Raw genomic sequence first — 18,082 nt, 5'->3', positions numbered from 1 at the left:
CATGACGTGGACCCTTGACACCAACTCGGCCCGTACCGCCCTGCAGATCGCGTCGGAGTACGCGGACCCGGCGCTACTGAACCACTCCGTACGCTCCTACGCCTTCGGTGCGCAGTACGCCGACCAGCACGGCCTGGCGTACGACGAGGAGCTCTTCTACGTGGCGGCCCTGCTGCACGACCTGGGCCTGACCGCGCCCTTCGACAGCCACACCCTCCCCTTCGAGGAGGCCGGCGGCCACGTCGCGCGCGTCCTGACGGCGGGCCTGGGCTGGCCGGCGGCCCGCCGGGCCCGCGCCGAGGAAGTGATCGTCCTGCACATGCGGGACGACGTGACGGCGGCCGAGGACGTCGAGAGCCACCTCCTGCAGGTCGGCACGAGCGCCGACGTCTCGGGCCTGCGCCTGTCCGAGTTCGACCCGGCCTTCACGGCCGCGCTGCTCGCCGCCCACCCGCGGGCCGGCTTCGGCGCCGCCTTCACCGCCCTGGTCGAGGACCAGGCGAAGCGCAAGCCCGACTGCGCGGCCGCCGCCTACGTCGCGGGCGGCGCGGCGGCCCGCATCGCGGCCAACCCCCTGGGGGCGTGAAGGCCGGGGCCCGAGCCGTGACCCCGGCCGCCCTTCCGGGGCGGCCGGGGTCACGCACATCCGCCACCGGGTCGGATAGCGTGCCCGCATGTCGTGGGACGAGGACGGAACGCCGCACCCGCTCGCACTGCGCCGCACCGGCCGCAGCGAACTGGAGCCGGACCGGCTGCCCGAGATCCGGGAGCTGGAGGTGCTCGGCTGGGAGCCCGCGCCCGAGGACCTGCGCTGGGTGTTCCTCCCGTACGTATGGCCCCCGGCGGCCCGGACCTGGATCCCCGACCGCTCCACCCACTGGGCGGTGGACACCTCGCTCGACGGGCACGGCCACATCACCGGCGTGGAGTGCGCCCCGCTCACCGAACCCGACGTGCGCGGCCTCGACCAGGAAGCCGACGCCGCCCTCGCCGGCCTCGGCCTCCCGCCCCGCCCCGGGGGACGTCTCTGGCTGCTCCGCCCGGTCGGCCCCTTCGCCACGGTCGGCGCGGTCCTCGACCACCTCGACGCCCTGGCCGCGCAGCGCGCCGTGCAGGCCCTGCCCGCCGAGGCCTTCCTCGACCTGGTGCGCACCGAACTCTCGGCACTCTCCGCGCTCGACGCCCCCTAGCACGCGGCCCGGCACGCGGCACGGGCCCTCCCGGGCCGTGCCCGGCTCCCGTGGCTACGCTTGACGTGAGGGGGTCACGGCGGGAGGCGGTCTCATGAGGCGGCGCCATCACTTCCACATCGACCACGCCGGGCACTCGGTCAGTGCCACGGTCCAGACCGGTCACACGGCCGTCGTCGAGGTGCTCGTCGACGGCAAGGAGACGGGCTACGCCACGACGCACGCCGACCACCCCGTGACCGTGCACGTCGAGCTGCCGACGGAGCCGCCGACGCCCGTGTCGGTGCGCGCGACCGCCAGCCCGGTGCCCGCGTGCGTCTTCGAGAGCCCGGCCGCCGGCTCCCAGGCCATGACCCCGCGCCCCTACTGACGGCGGCCGGCCCCACGCCCGCACGCGCCGCAGTCCTCCCTCCCACCGGCAGCGAGTTCGCCGGAGGTGAGCCCGCCCGCCAGGGTGATGCGGCTGAGCGCGTACCACTCGGACGCCCAGCCAGTCGACCAGCCGCGTCGATCCCCGTCCCGGCCCTGGAGGCCCGCGGCCTCCGCACCGGCCATGCCGTGCAGCCCCACGGCATCGATGTAGTCCCGGTGCACCAGTCGGCAGGGTCGGCGGTACGTCGTGAGAAGCGAGGGCCCTCATGACCGCACTCGGCCCCGATCAAAGCGGCCACGGACAGCCGAAAACGCAAAAAGGACCCGATCCGCAATGCGGATCAGGCCCTTCCTGTCTTACGAAGTCGGGGTGGCGGGATTTGAACCCACGACCTCTTCGTCCCGAACGAAGCGCGCTGCCAAGCTGCGCTACACCCCGATCGTCGCCTTGCAGCACTTGCTGTCCTGGCGACATCGATTACTTTAGCGGACCTCACGCCGGAGACGAAATCCGGTTTTCGCGGGAGCCGTGCCGCGGGGACTAGGCCCGCGGGGTCAGCGTCAGGAGCGTCGCCTCCGGCGGGCACGCGAAGCGGACCGGGGTGAAGCGGTTGGTGCCGCAGCCCGCCGAGACGTGCAGGTACGCCTGCTGCCCCGCCGCCTCGTGCGTGGACAGGCCCTTCACCCGCTTGGTGTCGAGGTCGCAGTTGGTGACGAGCGCCCCGTAGAAGGGGATGCACAGCTGCCCGCCGTGGGTGTGGCCCGCCAGGATCAGCGGGTACCGGTCGGCGGTGAAGGACTCCAGCACGCGCAGGTACGGGGCGTGCACCACAGCCATCGAGAAGTCCGCGTCCTTCTCCGGGCCGCCGGCGACCATCTCGTAGCGGTCCCGCTTGATGTGGGGGTCGTCGAGCCCGGTGAAGGCCAGCTCCAGGCCTTCCAGCTTCAGCCGCCCCCGGGTGTTGGTGAGGTTCAGCCAGCCCGCCGCGTCGAAGGCGTCCCGCAGGTCCTCCCACGGGTTGTGGACGGCGCCGACGACCGGCTTGTTTCCGTTCAGCCCGTGCCGGCCGTGGGCCTTCTCCAGCAGGTAGCGCCCGGGGTTGCGCAGCCGCGGCCCGTAGTAGTCGTTCGACCCGAAGACGTACACGCCCGGGAAGGACATCAGGGGGCCCAGCGCGTCGAGCACCTCGGGGATGCCCTCGGTGTCGGAGAGGTTGTCGCCCGTGTTGACGACGAAGTCGGGGCGCAGGCCGGCCAGGGACTGCAGCCACGCGCGCTTCTTGCGCTGCCCGCCCACCATGTGGATGTCGGACACCTGGAGCACGCGCAGCGGGCGCATCCCCCGGGGAAGGACCGGCACGGTGACCCGGCGCAGGCGGAAGGACCTCGCCTCGAAACCGGCGGCATAGGCCACACCCGCGGCCCCCACCGCAGCGATTCCGGCAGCCGCTTTCAGGGGTACTCCGTAACGCGCACGCATGGACCCATCGTCGCAGACCCGGAAAACCGGTGAGCGCCACTGCCCCCGTACCTGGCAGACTCACATCCATGACCACGCTCAAGGCCAAGCTCCAGGAAGACCTCACGACCGCCATCAAGGCGCGTGACGAGCTGCACTCGTCCACGCTGCGCCTGACCCTCTCCGCCATCACCAAGGAGGAGGTCGCCGGCAAGGAGGCACGTGTGCTCTCCGACGAGGAAGTCCTCAAGGTGATCGCCAAGGAGGCGAAGAAGCGCCGCGAGGCGGCGGAGGCCTTCGCCCAGGGCGGCCGTGCCGAGCAGGCCGCGCGGGAGACCGCGGAGGGCGAGTTCCTCGACACGTACCTGCCCAAGCAGCTCACCGACGACGAGCTCGTCGCGATCGTGACGCAGGCCGTCGAGGAGGCCAAGGCCGCGGGTGCCGAGGGGCCGCGGGCCATGGGCGCCGTGATGAAGATCGTGAACCCGAAGGTCGCCGGGCTGGCGGAGGGCGGGCGCGTCGCCGCCGTCGTCAAGCAGCAGCTCTCGTAGCGCAGGGAAGCGGAATGAGGGAGGGCCCCAGCCGGAACCGGCTGGGGCCCTCCCTCATGTGGCGCGCCGACCGCTACTGGTCGTCGCGGCCGCCGATCACGCCGCCCGGGTCGATCGTGATCCCGGGGAAGGGGGGCTGCTGCGGACCGCCGCCCGTGGCCGCGCCCGTGGCGCCCCCGGTGGCCCCGGCGGTCTGACCGCCCGGCCGCCCGCCGGGCTTTCCGTCGCCGCCCGGCTTGCCGGGCCTGCTCGGGGTGGTGGTGGGCGGCTTGTTGCCGCGGGAGCCGCCGGACGGAACATTCGATTCCGGGATGCTGACCGTGACGAAGCGCAGGGCCTCGCGGCCGGCCAGCGCGCCCGTGACCGCGTCCTTCCAGATCGGTCCGGGCAGACCGCCGCCGAAGACCTTCAGGTACGGCTTGCCGCCGATCACGATGTTCTCCATCGTGATCTTCTTCGCCCCGCCGGAGCCGACCCACACCGCGCCGGAGATGTTCGGGGTGTAGCCCACGAACCAGGCGTTGTAGCGGCCGTCCGTCGTACCCGTCTTGCCCGCGCTGTCGCGGTCGGTCAGACCGGCCCGCTCACCGGTGCCGGAGTCGATCACTCCGCCCAGCAGGGTGTTGATGGTGTCGGCGGTCGACTCCGACATCGCCCGCTCGCACTTGCTCTTCGGCACCGAGAGGGCCTTGTTGTGCGCGTCGGTGATCGACTCGATGGCGACGGGGGTGCAGAAGACGCCGCGGTTGGCGAAGGTCGCGTACGCGTTGGCCATCGTCAGCGGGGACATCTCCTCCGAGCCGAGCGCGATGGCGGGGCCGTCGGCCAGCTTCGCCCCGCTCGCCGGGACCACACCGAGCTTCGCCGCCATCTCCGACACCGGGCACAGCCCGATCTCGGAGATCATCTCGACGAAGTAGGTGTTGATCGACTTCTCCATCGCCGTGCGCAGCGCGTAGGGGCCGATCTCGTCCTCGGTCTCGTTCTCCGCCGACTCCTTGTTGACGTTGACGTACTGGGACCCGTCGCAGCGGGGGATCCCGCTCGGGTAGTCCATCTTGTTCGGCGCCGGGTACACCTTCGTCGGCGGCAGGCCCCGCTCCAGCGCGGCGGCCGCGATGAACGGCTTGAAGGTCGAGCCGACCTGGAAGCCGAAGTTCGAGCCGCCCATCCGCTTGTCCACGGAGTAGTTGATCTGCGTCTCGTTCTTCCCGAAGCCGTACGGCTTGGACTGACCCATCGCCAGCACCCGGCCGGTGCCCGGCTGGACCATGGTCACCGCCGTGGCGATCGAGTCCTCCTGGTAGACGTGGTCCTTGATCGACTCGTTGGCCGCGTCCTGCGACTGCGGGTCCAGGGTCGTGCGCACGGTCAGACCGCCCTGGTTCCAGACCTTCGCGCGCTCCTCGCGCGTCTTGCCGAAGACGGCGTCGGTCAGGAAGGTGTTGCGCACGTAGTCGCAGAAGAAGCCCGCGCCCTTGACCGCCGTGATGCAGCCGTTCTTCGGCCTGGTCACCTTCAGGGAGACCGGCTTCGCCTTCGCCGCGTCCGCCTCCGCCTGCGAGACGTCCTTGGTGTCGGCCATCCGCTGCAGGACGATGTTGCGGCGCTTGGTCGCCTCCTGGGTGTCGTTCACCGGGTCGTACCGGCTCGGCGACTGCACGACGCCCGCGAGCAGCGCGGACTCTTCCAGGGTCAGGTCCTTGGCCGGCTTGCTGAAGTAGCGCTGGGCCGCGGATTCGATTCCGTACGCCTGCTGGCCGAAGTACGTGATGTTGAGGTAGTTCTCGAGGATCTTTTTCTTCCCGAGTTCCTCCTCGACCTGGATCGCGTACTTCAGCTCGCGGATCTTGCGGCCGAGGCTCTTCTCCTGGGCCTCGCGCACCTTGGTCTCGTCGTCGCCGGCCTCTTCGACGAACACGTTCTTCACGTACTGCTGGGTGAGCGTGGAGGCGCCCTGTGCGGCGCCGCCCTCCTGCGCGTTGCGGTTGACCGCGCGCAGGATGCCCTTGAGGTCGACGGCTCCGTGTTCGTAGAAACGGGAGTCCTCGATGGCGACGATCGCCTTCTGCATGTACGGGGAGATCGCCGTGAGCGGGACCACTTGACGGTCGCGTGAATAGACGGTGGCGATCAAGCCACCCTCGGAGTCCAGAATCGTGGTCCGCTGACTGAGCGGCGGCGTCTTGAGATTGGCCGGGATCTCATCGAATCCCTCGACCGTGCCCTTGGCCGCCAGCCCCAGGGCGCCTGCAGCCGGAATCGCCATGCCGGCCAGCACAACTCCGGAGAGAACGGACACCCCGAGGAACTTGGCGGCCTGCTGGCTCCCCGTGAGCCCGCCGCCCGAGCGCTTCTTTCCCATAGAGGGCAGCCTAATCCGTTGTTAACGGCATTCCGCGGGACCAGGGGTCTCTCGGGATGTTCGAGTACCAGACCGTGACATCCAAGGGCAGCCGGGCCGTCGAGGCCTCAACGTAGACCGGATGCGCGGTCCTGGTGCTCAGGCTGGTGGCGGAAGTGGACGCAGCACGGACACCTCATGATGACCCGTCCCGAGAGGTCTCAACCCAGAGCGGTGCCGTCTGTTGTCCGCCTCCGCCACCGTTGCAGGTCACATCCGCCCCTTCGCTTGCTCGTTGCTGTTGGTGGTGCGAGCCGGCCGCATGGTGACTTCTCGATACGCCCGAGCCCTCAGAGCTCCTGCGCAGACCGAGGCCCGTGGGGTGCGCTGGTGCCACGAACGGCTAGTGAGGTGGCGGCCCGACTGTGGTGCGGTCGAGGCCTGGGATTAGGTCGCTGCGTGGCCCGTATGTGCTCGTAACCAGCGCAAACACCAGCCCATGGGAGGGGAACCTTGATCTACTGCGGTATCGACTGGGCGGAGCGAACCCACGACGTCGCCTTAGTCGACGACACCGGCCAACTGCTGGCTAAGCGGCACATCACCGACGACGCGGCTGGCTACAAGATCCTTCTGGAACTGCTCGCCGAGTACGGCGACACCGAGGAGGACCCGATCCCGGTCGCGATCGAGACCTCCCGCGGTCTGCTGGTTGCAGTCCTGCGGACCGGCAAGCGCAAGGTGTTCGCGATCAACCCGATGGCCGCCGCCCGCTACCGCGACCGGCACAGCGTCTCGCGCAAGAAGTCCGACCCCGGCGACGCCCTGGTCCTGGCCAACATCCTCCGCACGGACATGCACGCCCACCGGCCTCTGCCTGAGGACTCCGACCTCGGCCGCGCGATCATGGTCCTGGCCCGGGCTCAGCAGGACTCTCTGTGGAACCGGCAGCAGCTGGCCAACCAGCTCCGGTCTCTGCTGCGCGAGTACTACCCCTCCGCCCTAGCCGCATTCGCCACCTGGACGAACGGCCTGTGCCGTCCCGAGGCCCGCGAGCTCCTCAAGACCGCGCCGACTCCAGCGTGGGCTGCCCGGCTGACCCGCCCCCAGATCCAGGCCGCCCTCAAGCGCGCCGGCCGTCAGCGCGGCATCGAGGCCGAGGCCGACCGCCTCCGCGAAGTCTTCCGGGCCGACTGGGCCACCAGCCGCCGCTGATCGAAGACGCGCTCGGCAAGCAGATGCTTGCCCTCCTCATCCAGCTGGATGCCGCCTGCACCGCCGCCGACAACCTCGCCGAAGCGGTCGAAGATGCCTTCCCCCAGCACCCGGACGCGGAGGTTCTGCTCAGCTTTCCCGGGCTCGGTATCCAGCTCGCGGCCCGAGTCCTTGCCGAGATTGGAGACGACCGTGCCCGTTTCGCTGACGCCCGCGGCCTGAAGGCCTACGCCGGCTCCTCACCCATCACCCGAGCCTCGGGCAAGAAGTCCGCCATCACCAGGCGGTGGGTGAAGAACGACCGGCTCAACCATGCCGGCTACCTGCGGGCCTTCGCCTCACTGCGGGCATCTGCCGGGGCCAACGCGCACTACCGGCGTCGACGCGAACAAGGGGATTGGCACGCGGCCGCCCAACGCAACCTTTTCAACCGCATGATCGGCCAGCTCTACCACTGTCTCCAGCACGGCAAGGCATATGACGAGACCCAAGCTTTCCCGGTTGCCGAGCCGTCAGCGGAAGCCAGCGCCGCCTGACAGGGTCAGCCGCCGAACGGCGTGAGGCAGGCATCCAGCGCTCTGCGCTGTGCGTCCGGCAGGTGATCACCCAGTGGCTCCTTGCGCGGGCTGTGTTCGCCTGCGCAGATCCAGGCACGCTCATCCTCGTCGAACGACCACGGCGCAGCTCCCCACATCGGGTGCCCCTGGAGAAGGCGGCGGGCCAGTGCCTCGCCGTCGTCCGGGGCTCCCTGAGCGGTCAGTGCCTCCTGCACCAAGGTGACGGCTTCGGTCGGGATGTTCGTGTCGCCCAGGACAGGGAGCAGGAGAAGCAGCCGTGCGTGCGGGTCGGTGACTCCGTCCTCGCCCTCCGGAGCCGGCAGGAGCGCGGCGAGTTCGGCCCAGCACAGGCCCGGGCCGATCCGGTCCTCATCAGTGCTGGCCAGGACCAGGTCGTTCGTCCACCAGTCGGGGTGGACGATGAAGTAGTCGGTGGAGGTGTACTCCTCACCGCTGTTGTAGTGCACGACGATGCCGTGCCCGCCCGCGAGCGGGATCCGGAACATGGGCCAAGCGGCCTTGTCGCTCAGGCGCTCCAGCATGCCCTCGCCGTCCGCCGGATCAACGCCGAAGGACTCAACCTGAGAGCCTTCATACATCTCGACCAGGTGCGCGGCCCAGAACTCCGGCTCTGCCAGCAACGGCAGACCGTCCACCACGGGAGAAGAGGCATACAAGCGCCTTGCCATGACCATGGCCTGATTCTCGCGCTGGATGATCCCGTCCGTTCGGCCACCCCCGCGCCAATCCAAGGTCAGTTTGACGCGTTGGCATCGTGAGGTGTCTACGTTCTCATTCGCCGGACACACGCGAATGCCTTGGCCTAAGCTGTCCCCAACTGTCACAGCAGTGCGGTGCGACATCAACCCTTCGGCTTGATTTTCACCCTTCCCGAATGGGGTGGACGCATGTCCGAATCTCGCCCCTCAGCTGAAGCTCATCCGCCGATTCCACCCGAATTGCCGGAATGGTCGGGCATGTCGTCGGATCACTCCGTCGGGTGATCTGCCGCTTACCCATAGTCCGTTCGGACCATTCAAGATTGGGCCCGTCGGGGGTGTTGCACTGTGCCCGCCTTCCGTAACGTCCTCAACTGGCAGCGGTGAATATGCCGCTACCGCCGTGGGGGAGCCTCGATTCGGGAGAGGACGGCGCCGGGATGGGCTGGGTTACCGACTGGAGTGCGCAGGCAGCCTGCCGCACTACCGATCCGGATGAACTGTTCGTTCAAGGAGCGGCACAGAACAGGGCCAAGGCGGTGTGCACCGGTTGTCCGGTGCGGACCGAATGCCTGGCCGATGCGCTCGACAATCGCGTCGAGTTCGGCGTGTGGGGCGGAATGACCGAGCGGGAACGACGTGCGCTGTTGCGCCGGCGTCCCACCGTCACCTCGTGGCGACGGCTGCTCGAAACCGCCCGTACGGAGTACGAGCGCAGCACGGGCATCCTCACCATGGATGCAGACGCGGAGATCGACGTTCCGTACGAGACATACGCGGCAGTCGGGTAGACCACGCCGACGCCACGACGTACGAACGCCTACGCTCCGGCCGGAACCCCGGCCGCGAGTCGTTCTCCGATGGCCCGAAGCCCGGCGAGGTCGTGCACATCGCCGGGCAGGGCGGCCACTTCGGCCACCGCCACCTCGGGGTGCAGTGAGGTGAACCGATCGCGTGTGCGCTGTTCACGCGCGATCACCTGCATCCGTTCGGCATGCAGGCGCAGCAGTCCTGCCGTGATCCGGTCGACGACCGCGGTATCGCCTTCGGTGCCGGGGGAGCCTGTCTCGGGAGGGTTCGCGGTCTGAGCGGTCTGAGCGGTCTGAGCGGTCCGTGCCGTGTCTGCCGTGTCTGCCGTCGGTGTGTCTGCCGTCGGTGTGGCCGTCGTCCGTGTGGTCCCGGCCGCCTCGCTCGGTCCCGCGGCCGTGTCACGAAGTCCAGCTTTCCCGGACTCCTGATCGACAATGCCGCCTTCTTCAAGATTCTCTGCGGCGGCCAACGCCCGTTCGGCGGACAGCTGGTCGGCGCCGCTGCCGTGCACCCGGTTCAGTACCAGCCCGGCCAGCGGCATGCTCTCCGCGGCCAGCCGCTCGACGAAGTACGCCGCCTCGCGCAGGGCGTCCGGTTCGGGCGCCGCGACCACCAGGAAGGCCGTACCGGGCGCCTGGAGCAGCCGGAAGGTCGCGTCGGCGCGCGTGCGGAAGCCGCCGAACATCGTGTCCATCGCGGCCACGAAGGTCTGCACGTCCTTCAGCAGCGAGGCCCCCATCAGCTTGCTGAGGGTGCCGGTCATCATCGACATGCCGACATTGAGGAACTTCATCCCCGCCCGGCCGCCCACCTTCGCCGGGGCCATCAGCACCCAGATGAACTTCCCGTCCAGGAAGGACCCGAGGCGCTTCGGCGCGTCCAGGAAGTCCAGCGCGGACCGGCTCGGCGGTGTGTCGACGATGATCAGGTCCCAGTCGTCCCGGGCCCGCAGCTGGCCCAGCTTCTCCATCGCCATGTACTCCTGCGTGCCCGCGAAACCGGCCGACAGGGACTGGTAGAAGGGGTTGGCGAGGATGGCCCGGGCCCGCTCGCCGTCCGCGTGCGCCTCGACGATCTCGTCGAAGGTCCGCTTCATGTCCAGCATCATCGCGTGCAGTTCGCCGCCGTCGGCGCCCACGCCCGCCACCCTGCGCGGGGTGTTGTCCAGCGAGTCGATCCCCATCGACTGCGCGAGCCGGCGCGCGGGGTCGATGGTGAGCACGACCGCCTTCCGCCCGCGCCCGGCCGCCCGTACGCCCAGTGCCGCGGCCGTGGTGGTCTTGCCGACCCCGCCCGCCCCGCAGCACACGACGATCCGGGTCTCCGGGTCGTCCAGCAGCCGGTCGACCGCCAGCCGCGGCGGAGTGTCCAGCCCCACGGTGTCCACCCCCTCGCTCATTCGGCCACCGTCTGCTTCCGCAGTTCCTTGGCCAGCTCGTACAACCCGGCCAGATCCACCCCCGCGCCGAGCAGGGGGAGTTCGTACGCCGGCAGGTCCAGGTCCGTCAGTACGGTGCGCTGCGCGCGCTCCAGCTCGACCCGGCTCGCGTGCTCGGCGGCCTGCGTGAGCAGCGGGTCCACCAGCCGCTCGGCCAGCCCGCCGCGGCGCGCGCCGCCGAGGCCCGCCCGGGACAGCGCCCGGGCCACCTCGGCGCGGTGGTCGCCGGCCGCGGTGCGCAGGGTGTCCTCGTCCAGGTGGTGCGGCCGCACCATGTTGACGACGACGCGGCCCACGGGCAGCCCGGCCTGCCGCAGTTCATCGATGCCGTCGGCGGTCTCCTGGACGGGCATCTCCTCCAGGAGGGTGACCAGGTGGACGGCCGTCTCGGGGGACTTGAGCACCTTCATGACGGCCTGTGCCTGGTTGTGGATCGGCCCGAACCGGGCCAGGCCGGCCACCTCGTCGTTCACGTTCAGGAACCGGGTGATCCGCCCGGTCGGCGGCGCGTCCATGATCACGTGGTCGTAGACGTACCGGCCCGCCTTGTCCTTGCGCCGCACCGCCTCGCACGCCTTGCCGGTCAGCAGCACGTCGCGCAGTCCGGGAGCGATGGTCGTGGCGAAGTCGATGGCGCCGAGCTTCTTGAGCGCGCGCCCGGCCGAGCCGAGCTTGTAGAACATCTGGAGGTAGTCCAGCAGCGCCCGTTCGGCGTCGATGGCGAGCGCGAAGACCTCGCCCCCGCCGGGCGCCACGGCGATCTTCCGCTCCTCGTACGGGAGCGCCTCGGCACCGAAGAGCTGCGCGAGCCCCTGCCTCCCCTCGACCTCCACCAGAAGAGTCCGCTTGCCCTCGCGTGCGAGGGCAAGCGCGAGTGCCGCGGCGACCGTGGTCTTGCCGGTGCCGCCCTTGCCGCTGACCACCTGGAGCCTGCTCACAGCGTCCGAGCCTAACCACTCGCCTCCCGGAACACGCATGAGCCTCCCCCGGACCCGGCCCTGGGGGAGGCTCGGCACCGCAGGCACTACCCTCGCTCCCATGACCAAGAAGTTCGAATATGCGACGGTCCCGCTGCTGGTTCACGCCACCAAGCAGATCCTGGACACCTGGGGCGAGGACGGCTGGGAGCTCGTCCAGGTCGTGCCCGGCCCGAACAACCCCGAGCAGCTCGTGGCCTACCTGAAGCGGGAGAAGGCATGAGCGGTGTTGTCGACGCGAAGCTGGCCGAGCTCGGCCTGACCCTGCCCGAGGTGGTCCCGCCGCTGGCCACGTACCAGCCGGCCGTGCGCTCGGGCGTGTACGTCTACACCGCGGGCCAGCTCCCGATGGTGAAGGGCAACCTGCCGGTCACCGGCAAGGTCGGCGCGGAGGTCTCGCCGGAGCAGGCCAAGGAGCTGGCCGCCACGTGCGCGCTGAACGCCCTGGCCGCCGTCAAGTCGGTCGTCGGCGACCTCGACAAGATCGCGCGTGTCGTGAAGGTCGTCGGCTTCATCGCCTCGGCCCCCGATTTCACGGGCCAGCCGGGCGTGCTGAACGGCGCGAGCGAGCTCCTGGGCGCCGTCCTCGGCGAGAAGGGCGTCCACGCCCGCAGCGCGGTCGGCGTGGCGGTCCTGCCGCTGGACGCACCCGTCGAGATCGAGATCCAGGTCGAACTGGTCCCCGGAGCCTGACGCGTTTTCGGAGGGGCCGGATTGCCGCAGGGCAACTCCAGCCCCTCCGGCGTTCGAGGGGCGGGGCCCCGGGCAGCCGGAGCCGCGGGCTCGGACGCGGTGTCGGCGAAGGGTGACCCTCGAACATCGGGCCGGATGGCCGTAGCATCCGGCCATGCCGAATGGTCAGCATGGTCAGCAGCAGCCTCCCGCCGGAGGCCAGTGGTACCCGCCGGAGTGGCCCGACCGCATCCGCGCGCTCGCGGACGGATCCCTCACCCCGGTGCCGCCGCGCCGCGCCGCCACCGTCATGCTCCTGCGCGACACCCCCGCCGGCCCCGCCGTGCACATGCTGCGCAGACGGGCCTCCATGGCCTTCGCCGGGGGCGCGTACGCGTATCCGGGCGGCGGGGTCGACCCCCGCGACGAGGAGCACCAGGTGGGCTGGGCGGGCCCCTCGCGGCAGGACTGGTCGGACCGGCTCGCAACGGACGCCCTGACCGCCCAGGCCATCGTCTGCGGCGCCGTACGGGAGACCTTCGAGGAGGCGGGCGTCCTGCTCGCCGGGGAGACCCCGGACACCGTCGTCGGTGACACCACCGGTGACGACTGGGAGGCCGACCGGCAGGCCCTGGTCGCCCGTGAGCTGTCCTTCGCGGACTTCCTCGACCGCCGCGGCCTGCGGCTGCGCTCCGACCTGCTCGGGGCGTGGGCGCGCTGGATCACCCCCGAGTTCGAGCCGCGCCGCTACGACACCTGGTTCTTCGTCGCCGCCCTCCCCGAGGGCCAGCGCACCCGCAACGCCTCCACCGAGGCCGACCGGACCGTCTGGATCCGCCCGGCCGACGCGGCCGCCGGCTACGACAAGGGCGAGCTGCTGATGATGCCGCCCACCATCTCCACCCTGCGCTCCCTGGAGCCGTACGGGAGCGCCGCCGACGCGCTCACCGCGGCCGCCGCCCAGGACCTCACCCCGGTGCTGGCCGAGGCCGTGCTGGAGGACGGCGAGGTGGTGCTCAGCTGGCCGGGCCACGACGAGTTCACCAAGCGGGTCCGCCTCGGCCGTCCGGGAGGCACCGCATGAGCGACGCCGTGGCACTGCCCGGGCACCCCCGCGGATTCGTCACCTCCGGGCCGGCGACGGCCCGCGCGGTGAACGTCCTGGCCCCCAACGCCTCCGCGATGACCCTGGACGGCACCAACACCTGGCTGGTGTCGGAGCCCGGCTCCGACCTCGCCGTCGTCATCGATCCCGGCCCGCTGGACGAGGTACACCTGCGGGCGGTCATCGCCACCGCCGAACAGGCCGGCAAGCGGATCGCCCTCACCCTGCTCACCCACGGCCACCCCGACCACGCCGAGGGCGCGGGCCGCTTCGCCGAGCTCACCCGTACCAAGGTCCGCGCCGTGGACCCGGCCCTGCGGCTCGGCGACGAGGGCCTGGCCGCCGGGGACGTGATCCGCACCGGCGGGCTGGAGCTGCGGGTGGTCCCGACCCCGGGCCACACCAGCGACTCGCTCTGCTTCCACCTGCCCGCCGACCGGGCCGTGCTGACCGGCGACACCATCCTCGGCCGTGGCACGACCGTCGTCGCCCACCCCGACGGCCGGCTCGGCGACTACCTGGACTCCCTGCGCCGGCTGCGCTCGCTGACCGTGGACGACGGGGTGCACACCGTCCTTCCGGGGCACGGTCCGGTCCTGGAGGACGCGCAGGGGGCCGTCGAGTACTACCTGGCCCACCGCGCGCACCGGCTCGCCCAGGTCGAGACCGCCGTCGAGAACGGCTTCGTGACCCCCGAGGCGGTCGTGGCCCAGGTCTACGCGGACGTGGACCGCTCCCTGTGGCCGGCGGCGGAATGGTCCGTCCGGGCGCAGCTCGAGTACCTTCAAGATCACGGACTGATCCCTGGAGGGCCCGAATGAACACCGTGTTCCTGCTCGTCATGCTGATAGGCACAGCCGGATGGATCACCTCGACGGTGTCGCTGCGCGTGAAGAGCCTCCAGCTGCAGGCGGACCGGATGGAGCGCCGTATGGCCCTCCTGCTGGACCACTTCGGCATCGAGGAGCCGGAGCCGGCCGGCATGGACGAGGTGCGCGCCCTGCTCGGGGAGGACCGGCAGATCTCGGCGATCAAGGCCTACCGCCGGATCACCGGTGCGGGCCTGGCCGAGGCCAAGCTGGCCGTCGAGGCCCTGGCCGAAGCCCGGCAGGCCTAGCCCCTTGCCTTTCCCCTACGCGGCCACCCGCGGGGTCTTCGTGCCGTGCCGGGCCGTGTACTCGTCCGCGAGCCAGGGCCCGAGGTCCTCGACGTACGTGCGCAGCACGGCAGGGTCGGCCACCGGGTCCAGCGCCGCGGCGGCCGCGGCGCGCATCTGGTCCGCGCGCTGCGGGTAGTAGCCGCCGAAGACCTCCGCGGACTCGGTGAGGTCGCTGGTCCAGCCGCCCCACCGCGGCATGACCAGGGTGAAGCCGGTGCGCACCAGGCGCCGTGAGAAGAGCCGGCACAGCCTCCGGTGCTCGTCCGGGGTCGACGCCTCCCGCAGCCGCCGGCGCCACCGGGGCAGTACGTCGGCCAGGTCGCCGTTGGTCTCCCGCGCGAGCAGGCCGTCCGGGCGGTAGCGCGGCAGGTGCTCGGCCAGGTCCGCGCCGAGCAGCGGCGTGCACAGGCAGGCGAGGAACCAGCCCAGGTCGAATCGTTCCGCCTCGCTCAGCAGGGTGTCCTTGCCGTACAGCAGGATGCCGACGCCGTCGACCTCCGGGAAGTCCTCGTCGAGCCCGCGCGCCAGCACCTCGGCGGCGTCGCGGTCCTCGTCCGCGGGCTCGTGGTGCAGGGCCAGCAGGAGGTCGAGGTCGGAGCGTCCGGGCAGGGCGGTCCCGCGCGGCACGGACCCGTACAGGTAGGCGCTGTGCAGCCGCCGCCCGTACGCGTCGCGGATCCGCCCCCGGGCGGCCGCGACGACGCCCGCGAACGCGCCCGGAACCTGCCCGAGGGAGCCCTCGCGCTCGATGTACCCGTCCGTGTCCAGCCCTCTGTGCTCCATGCCTCCACTGTGCCTCGTGCGGCCCCGCCGGTGTCCGAGGCGCGGGGCTTGTCCTGGACATGCGAAAGGGGCCCCGCCCCATCGGGCAGGACCCCTCCGAAGAGCCGGGACCGGCGTCAGCGCGAGCGCTTCGCCAGGCGCTCCACGTCGAGCAGGATCACCGCGCGCGCCTCCAGGCGGAGCCAGCCGCGGCCCGCGAAGTCGGCCAGGGCCTTGTTCACGGTCTCGCGGGAGGCGCCGACCAGCTGGGCGAGCTCCTCCTGCGTGAGGTCGTGCACCACGTGGATGCCCTCCTCCGACTGCACGCCGAAGCGGCGCGACAGGTCGAGGAGCGCCCGCGCCACACGGCCGGGAACGTCGGAGAAGACCAGGTCGGACATCTGGTCGTTGGTCTTGCGCAGGCGCCGGGCGACGGCGCGCAGCAGCGCGGTCGCGACCTCGGGCCGGGCGTTGAGCCAGGGCTGGAGGTCGCCGTGGCCGAGGCCGAGCAGCTTGACCTCGGTCAGGGCGGTGGCGGTGGCGGTGCGCGGGCCGGGGTCGAAGAGCGACAGCTCACCGATCAGCTCGCCGGGGCCGAGGACGGCCAGCATGTTCTCGCGGCCGTCGGGGGAGGTGCGGTGCAGCTTCACCTTGCCCTCGGTCACCACGTACAGCCGGTCGCCGGGGTCGCCCTCGTGGAACAGGGCGTCACCGCGTGCGAGGGTCACCTCGCCCATGGAGGCGCGGAGCTCCGCGGCCTGCTCGTCATCGAGCGCCGCGAAGAGCGGGGCGCGCCGCAGAACGTCGTCCACGAGTCTCTCTCCTATGTCGACCAGCTCACGGGGACCGTGCTCCCCATTTTGCCGGACGGCTCAAACAGTGCGATCAATCACAAGGATGCCGGACGGACGGGCGTGCTGTGCGGCGAGAGGCCAATCGGAGTGGTGTTACCTGAGGTCCGGACGGGTGTCAGCGGCCGGCCTTAGGCTGGTCGGGTGTCCAATAAGCCGGTGAGAGCACAGGCCAAGGGGTCCGCAGGAGTGACGGCGCCCCAAAATTCAGCCGTGGGCGAACAAGCCTCCAAGGTGGCGTCCGCGAAGGGGGCAGCCGCCCCCCAGGGCAAAGTTTCGGCCAAGAAACCGAAGGTGGCCAAGCCGGAATCACGCCTGGCCATGGTGCGCAGGGCGCGACGCATCAACCGCGAGCTGGCCGATATCTATCCGTACGCCCATCCGGAACTCGACTTCCGGAATCCCTTCGAGCTGCTCGTCGCGACGGTGCTCTCCGCGCAGACGACCGACCTGCGGGTGAACCAGACGACCCCGGGCCTCTTCGCTGCCTATCCGACCCCCGAGGACATGGCCGCGGCCGCTCCCGAGCACCTGGAGGAGCTGATCCGGCCGACCGGGTTCTTCCGGATGAAGGCCAAGTCCCTGCTCGGCCTCTCGCAGGCCCTGCGGGACAACTTCGGCGGGGAGGTGCCGGGGCGGCTCGAAGACCTGGTGAGCCTGCCCGGAGTGGGCCGCAAGACGGCGAACGTGGTCCTCGGCAACGCGTTCGGCGTTCCCGGGATCACCGTCGACACCCACTTCGGCCGGCTCGTGCGCCGCTGGAAGTGGACCGAGCAGCAGGACCCGGAGAAGGTCGAGGCGGAGATCTGCGCGATCTTCCCGAAGAGCGAGTGGACGATGCTCTCGCACCGCGTCGTCTTCCACGGCCGCCGGATCTGCCACTCGCAGCGGCCGGCCTGCGGGGCCTGCCCGATCGCCCCGCTGTGCCCGGCGTACGGGGAGGGCGAGACGGACCCGGAGAAGGCGCGGAAGCTGCTGAAGTACGAGAAGGGCGGCCAGCCGGGCCAGCGGCTGACCCCGCCCCCGGACTACCCGGGCCTCCCCGCGCCGCCGCTGGGGGGTGCTCCGGCGCCGTCCTGAGCGGTCCGGGCGGACCCCGCAGTGGCGCCGCACCTGAGGAACCAATCGGTACCCGCACCGCGTTTGGCGGTGTGGGAGATCACGGACGGGGATGCCTATGACGCGCGGTAGCGGTACACGGGACGAGACGGCGGCGGGAGCCCGCGAGGGCGAGGGCGTCGCGCTCAGCACGCAGGACCTGCCCGCCTGGCTCGACCCCGTCGTCGAGGCCGCCCGGACCGTGCAGCCGCGGCAGCTGAGCCGCTTCCTGCCGCCCGAGGACGGTCGCGGGCGGCAGTCCGCCGTGCTCGTCCTCTTCGGGGAGGGCCCCCGCGGCCCCGAGCTGCTCCTGATGGAGCGCGCCGGCACCCTGCGCTCGCACGCGGGGCAGCCGTCCTTCCCCGGTGGCGCGCTGGATCCGGAGGACGGCGATCCGCACACCACCGGCCCGCTGCGCGCCGCACTGCGCGAGGCCGAGGAGGAAACCGGACTCGATCCTTCCGGCGTCCAGCTGTTCGGGGTGCTGCCGCGGCTCTACATTCCGGTCAGCGAGTTCGTGGTGACCCCGGTTCTCGGCTGGTGGCGCACCCCCAGCCCGTTCGACGCCGTGGACCCGGCCGAGACGGCCCGGGTCTTCACGGTTCCCGTGGCCGATCTCACGGATCCCGAGCACCGGGTCACGGTCGTCCACCCGGCCGGCCACCAGGGGCCGGGATTCACCGTCGAATCGGCTCTGGTCTGGGGTTTCACCGCCGGGGTGATCGACAGGATCCTGCACTTCGCAGGCTGGGAGCGCCCCTGGGACCGCACGCGCCAGGTCCCGCTCGACTGGCGCGCATGAG

The 18,082-nt window shown here is 71.0% G+C and carries 20 protein-coding genes, 1 tRNA gene and 1 pseudogene; 13 read left to right on the top strand and 9 right to left on the bottom strand.

The window, feature by feature from the left end; translation table 11 throughout:
* Position 1: 1 nt before the first annotated feature.
* The 3 genes from ACZ4VT_RS16810 (at position 2) to ACZ4VT_RS16800 (ending at position 1,560) form a co-directional block, all read left to right on the top strand.
* The gene (locus tag ACZ4VT_RS16810) at positions 2-586 is read left to right on the top strand and encodes an HD domain-containing protein (protein WP_362814035.1); all 585 of its coding nucleotides are present in this window, start codon (positions 2-4) and stop codon (positions 584-586) included.
* 88 nt (positions 587-674) lie between these two features.
* Positions 675-1,190: a DUF5956 family protein gene (locus ACZ4VT_RS16805; protein WP_467950282.1), complete on the top strand. Its 516-nt coding sequence runs from the start codon at positions 675-677 to the stop codon at positions 1,188-1,190.
* Between the two features lie 94 nt (positions 1,191-1,284).
* Positions 1,285-1,560 carry a hypothetical protein gene (locus tag ACZ4VT_RS16800; RefSeq protein WP_467950280.1) on the top strand — a complete coding sequence of 92 codons (276 nt, stop codon included), beginning with the start codon at positions 1,285-1,287 and terminating at the stop codon, positions 1,558-1,560.
* Here ACZ4VT_RS16800 and ACZ4VT_RS16795 read toward each other — a convergent pair.
* The 3 genes from ACZ4VT_RS16795 to ACZ4VT_RS16785 form a co-directional block, all read right to left on the bottom strand.
* Positions 1,554-1,784: a hypothetical protein gene (locus ACZ4VT_RS16795; protein ID WP_467950278.1), complete on the bottom strand. Its 231-nt coding sequence runs from the start codon at positions 1,782-1,784 to the stop codon at positions 1,554-1,556. The two genes, ACZ4VT_RS16800 and ACZ4VT_RS16795, sit on opposite strands and share 7 nt — an antisense overlap.
* Positions 1,785-1,927: 143 nt before the next feature.
* A tRNA-Pro gene (locus ACZ4VT_RS16790) sits at positions 1,928-2,001 on the bottom strand.
* Positions 2,002-2,103: 102 nt separating this feature from the next.
* Positions 2,104-3,042, bottom strand: a complete 939-nt coding sequence (locus ACZ4VT_RS16785; protein WP_467950276.1) for a metallophosphoesterase — start codon at positions 3,040-3,042, stop codon at positions 2,104-2,106.
* A gap of 68 nt (positions 3,043-3,110) precedes the next feature.
* Between ACZ4VT_RS16785 and ACZ4VT_RS16780 the strand changes: the two genes are divergently transcribed.
* Complete coding sequence (locus tag ACZ4VT_RS16780; protein ID WP_362801070.1) at positions 3,111-3,572, top strand: GatB/YqeY domain-containing protein; 462 nt, start codon at positions 3,111-3,113, stop codon at positions 3,570-3,572.
* Between the two features lie 73 nt (positions 3,573-3,645).
* On the opposite strand, the gene ACZ4VT_RS16775 is transcribed toward ACZ4VT_RS16780, so the two are convergent.
* Complete coding sequence (locus ACZ4VT_RS16775) at positions 3,646-5,937, bottom strand: transglycosylase domain-containing protein (RefSeq protein ID WP_467950274.1); 2,292 nt, start codon at positions 5,935-5,937, stop codon at positions 3,646-3,648.
* Between the two features lie 492 nt (positions 5,938-6,429).
* Between ACZ4VT_RS16775 and ACZ4VT_RS16770 the strand changes: the two are divergent.
* Positions 6,430-7,667, top strand: a pseudogene (locus tag ACZ4VT_RS16770) (IS110 family RNA-guided transposase).
* Between the two features lie 5 nt (positions 7,668-7,672).
* On the opposite strand, the gene ACZ4VT_RS16765 reads toward ACZ4VT_RS16770, so the two are convergent.
* Positions 7,673-8,383 carry a hypothetical protein gene (locus ACZ4VT_RS16765; RefSeq protein WP_467950272.1) on the bottom strand — a complete coding sequence of 237 codons (711 nt, stop codon included), beginning with the start codon at positions 8,381-8,383 and terminating at the stop codon, positions 7,673-7,675.
* 464 nt (positions 8,384-8,847) lie between these two features.
* On the opposite strand from ACZ4VT_RS16765, the gene ACZ4VT_RS16760 reads away from it, so the two are divergent.
* Positions 8,848-9,198 carry a WhiB family transcriptional regulator gene (locus ACZ4VT_RS16760; protein ID WP_030709359.1) on the top strand — a complete coding sequence of 117 codons (351 nt, stop codon included), beginning with the start codon at positions 8,848-8,850 and terminating at the stop codon, positions 9,196-9,198.
* Between the two features lie 29 nt (positions 9,199-9,227).
* Here the strand turns inward: ACZ4VT_RS16760 and bagB are convergent, their stop codons facing one another.
* Together bagB and bagA are read right to left on the bottom strand one after the other, a co-directional pair.
* Positions 9,228-10,616, bottom strand: a complete 1,389-nt coding sequence (bagB, locus tag ACZ4VT_RS16755; RefSeq protein ID WP_467950270.1) for an ATPase BagB — start codon at positions 10,614-10,616, stop codon at positions 9,228-9,230.
* Entirely contained in the window at positions 10,613-11,593 is a 981-nt protein-coding gene (bagA, locus tag ACZ4VT_RS16750) for an ATPase BagA (RefSeq protein WP_467950267.1), read from the bottom strand. Before bagA ends, bagB begins: the two co-directional genes overlap by 4 nt.
* A gap of 100 nt (positions 11,594-11,693) precedes the next feature.
* On the opposite strand from bagA, the gene ACZ4VT_RS16745 reads away from it, so the two are divergent.
* The 5 genes from ACZ4VT_RS16745 to ACZ4VT_RS16725 all read left to right on the top strand — a co-directional run bounded on the left by ACZ4VT_RS16745 (position 11,694) and on the right by ACZ4VT_RS16725 (position 14,526).
* Positions 11,694-11,855 (top strand): DUF4177 domain-containing protein, encoded by a 162-nt coding sequence (locus ACZ4VT_RS16745; RefSeq protein WP_007264966.1) that lies wholly within the window; start codon positions 11,694-11,696, stop codon positions 11,853-11,855.
* Positions 11,852-12,325: a RidA family protein gene (locus ACZ4VT_RS16740; protein ID WP_362801082.1), complete on the top strand. Its 474-nt coding sequence runs from the start codon at positions 11,852-11,854 to the stop codon at positions 12,323-12,325. Before ACZ4VT_RS16745 ends, ACZ4VT_RS16740 begins: the two co-directional genes overlap by 4 nt.
* Before the next feature lie 154 nt (positions 12,326-12,479).
* Complete coding sequence (locus tag ACZ4VT_RS16735) at positions 12,480-13,388, top strand: NUDIX hydrolase (protein ID WP_467950265.1); 909 nt, start codon at positions 12,480-12,482, stop codon at positions 13,386-13,388.
* A complete protein-coding gene (locus ACZ4VT_RS16730; RefSeq protein WP_467950262.1) occupies positions 13,385-14,230 on the top strand; it encodes an MBL fold metallo-hydrolase in 846 nt (281 codons plus the stop codon). The genes ACZ4VT_RS16735 and ACZ4VT_RS16730 overlap by 4 nt, the downstream gene beginning before the upstream one ends.
* Entirely contained in the window at positions 14,227-14,526 is a 300-nt protein-coding gene (locus ACZ4VT_RS16725) for a hypothetical protein (protein WP_467950260.1), read from the top strand. The genes ACZ4VT_RS16730 and ACZ4VT_RS16725 overlap by 4 nt, the downstream gene beginning before the upstream one ends.
* 15 nt (positions 14,527-14,541) lie before the next feature.
* Here ACZ4VT_RS16725 and ACZ4VT_RS16720 read toward each other — a convergent pair whose 3' ends face one another.
* Positions 14,542-15,351: a nucleotidyltransferase domain-containing protein gene (locus ACZ4VT_RS16720; protein WP_467950258.1), complete on the bottom strand. Its 810-nt coding sequence runs from the start codon at positions 15,349-15,351 to the stop codon at positions 14,542-14,544.
* Between the two features lie 116 nt (positions 15,352-15,467).
* Positions 15,468-16,142, bottom strand: a complete 675-nt coding sequence (locus ACZ4VT_RS16715; protein WP_003981529.1) for a Crp/Fnr family transcriptional regulator — start codon at positions 16,140-16,142, stop codon at positions 15,468-15,470.
* 252 nt (positions 16,143-16,394) lie between these two features.
* On the opposite strand from ACZ4VT_RS16715, the gene nth reads away from it, so the two are divergent.
* Positions 16,395-17,261 (top strand): endonuclease III, encoded by an 867-nt coding sequence (nth, locus tag ACZ4VT_RS16710; protein ID WP_467950257.1) that lies wholly within the window; start codon positions 16,395-16,397, stop codon positions 17,259-17,261.
* A 97-nt stretch (positions 17,262-17,358) separates the two neighbouring features.
* Entirely contained in the window at positions 17,359-18,081 is a 723-nt protein-coding gene (locus tag ACZ4VT_RS16705; protein ID WP_467950255.1) for an NUDIX hydrolase, read from the top strand.
* The last annotated feature ends 1 nt before the right edge of the window (position 18,082 follow it).

This window comes from Streptomyces sp. NPDC029164 (genome assembly GCF_055563995.1).
The sequence above is the reverse complement of the archived record's forward strand: the minus strand, read 5'-3'. Positions and strand labels throughout refer to the sequence as shown.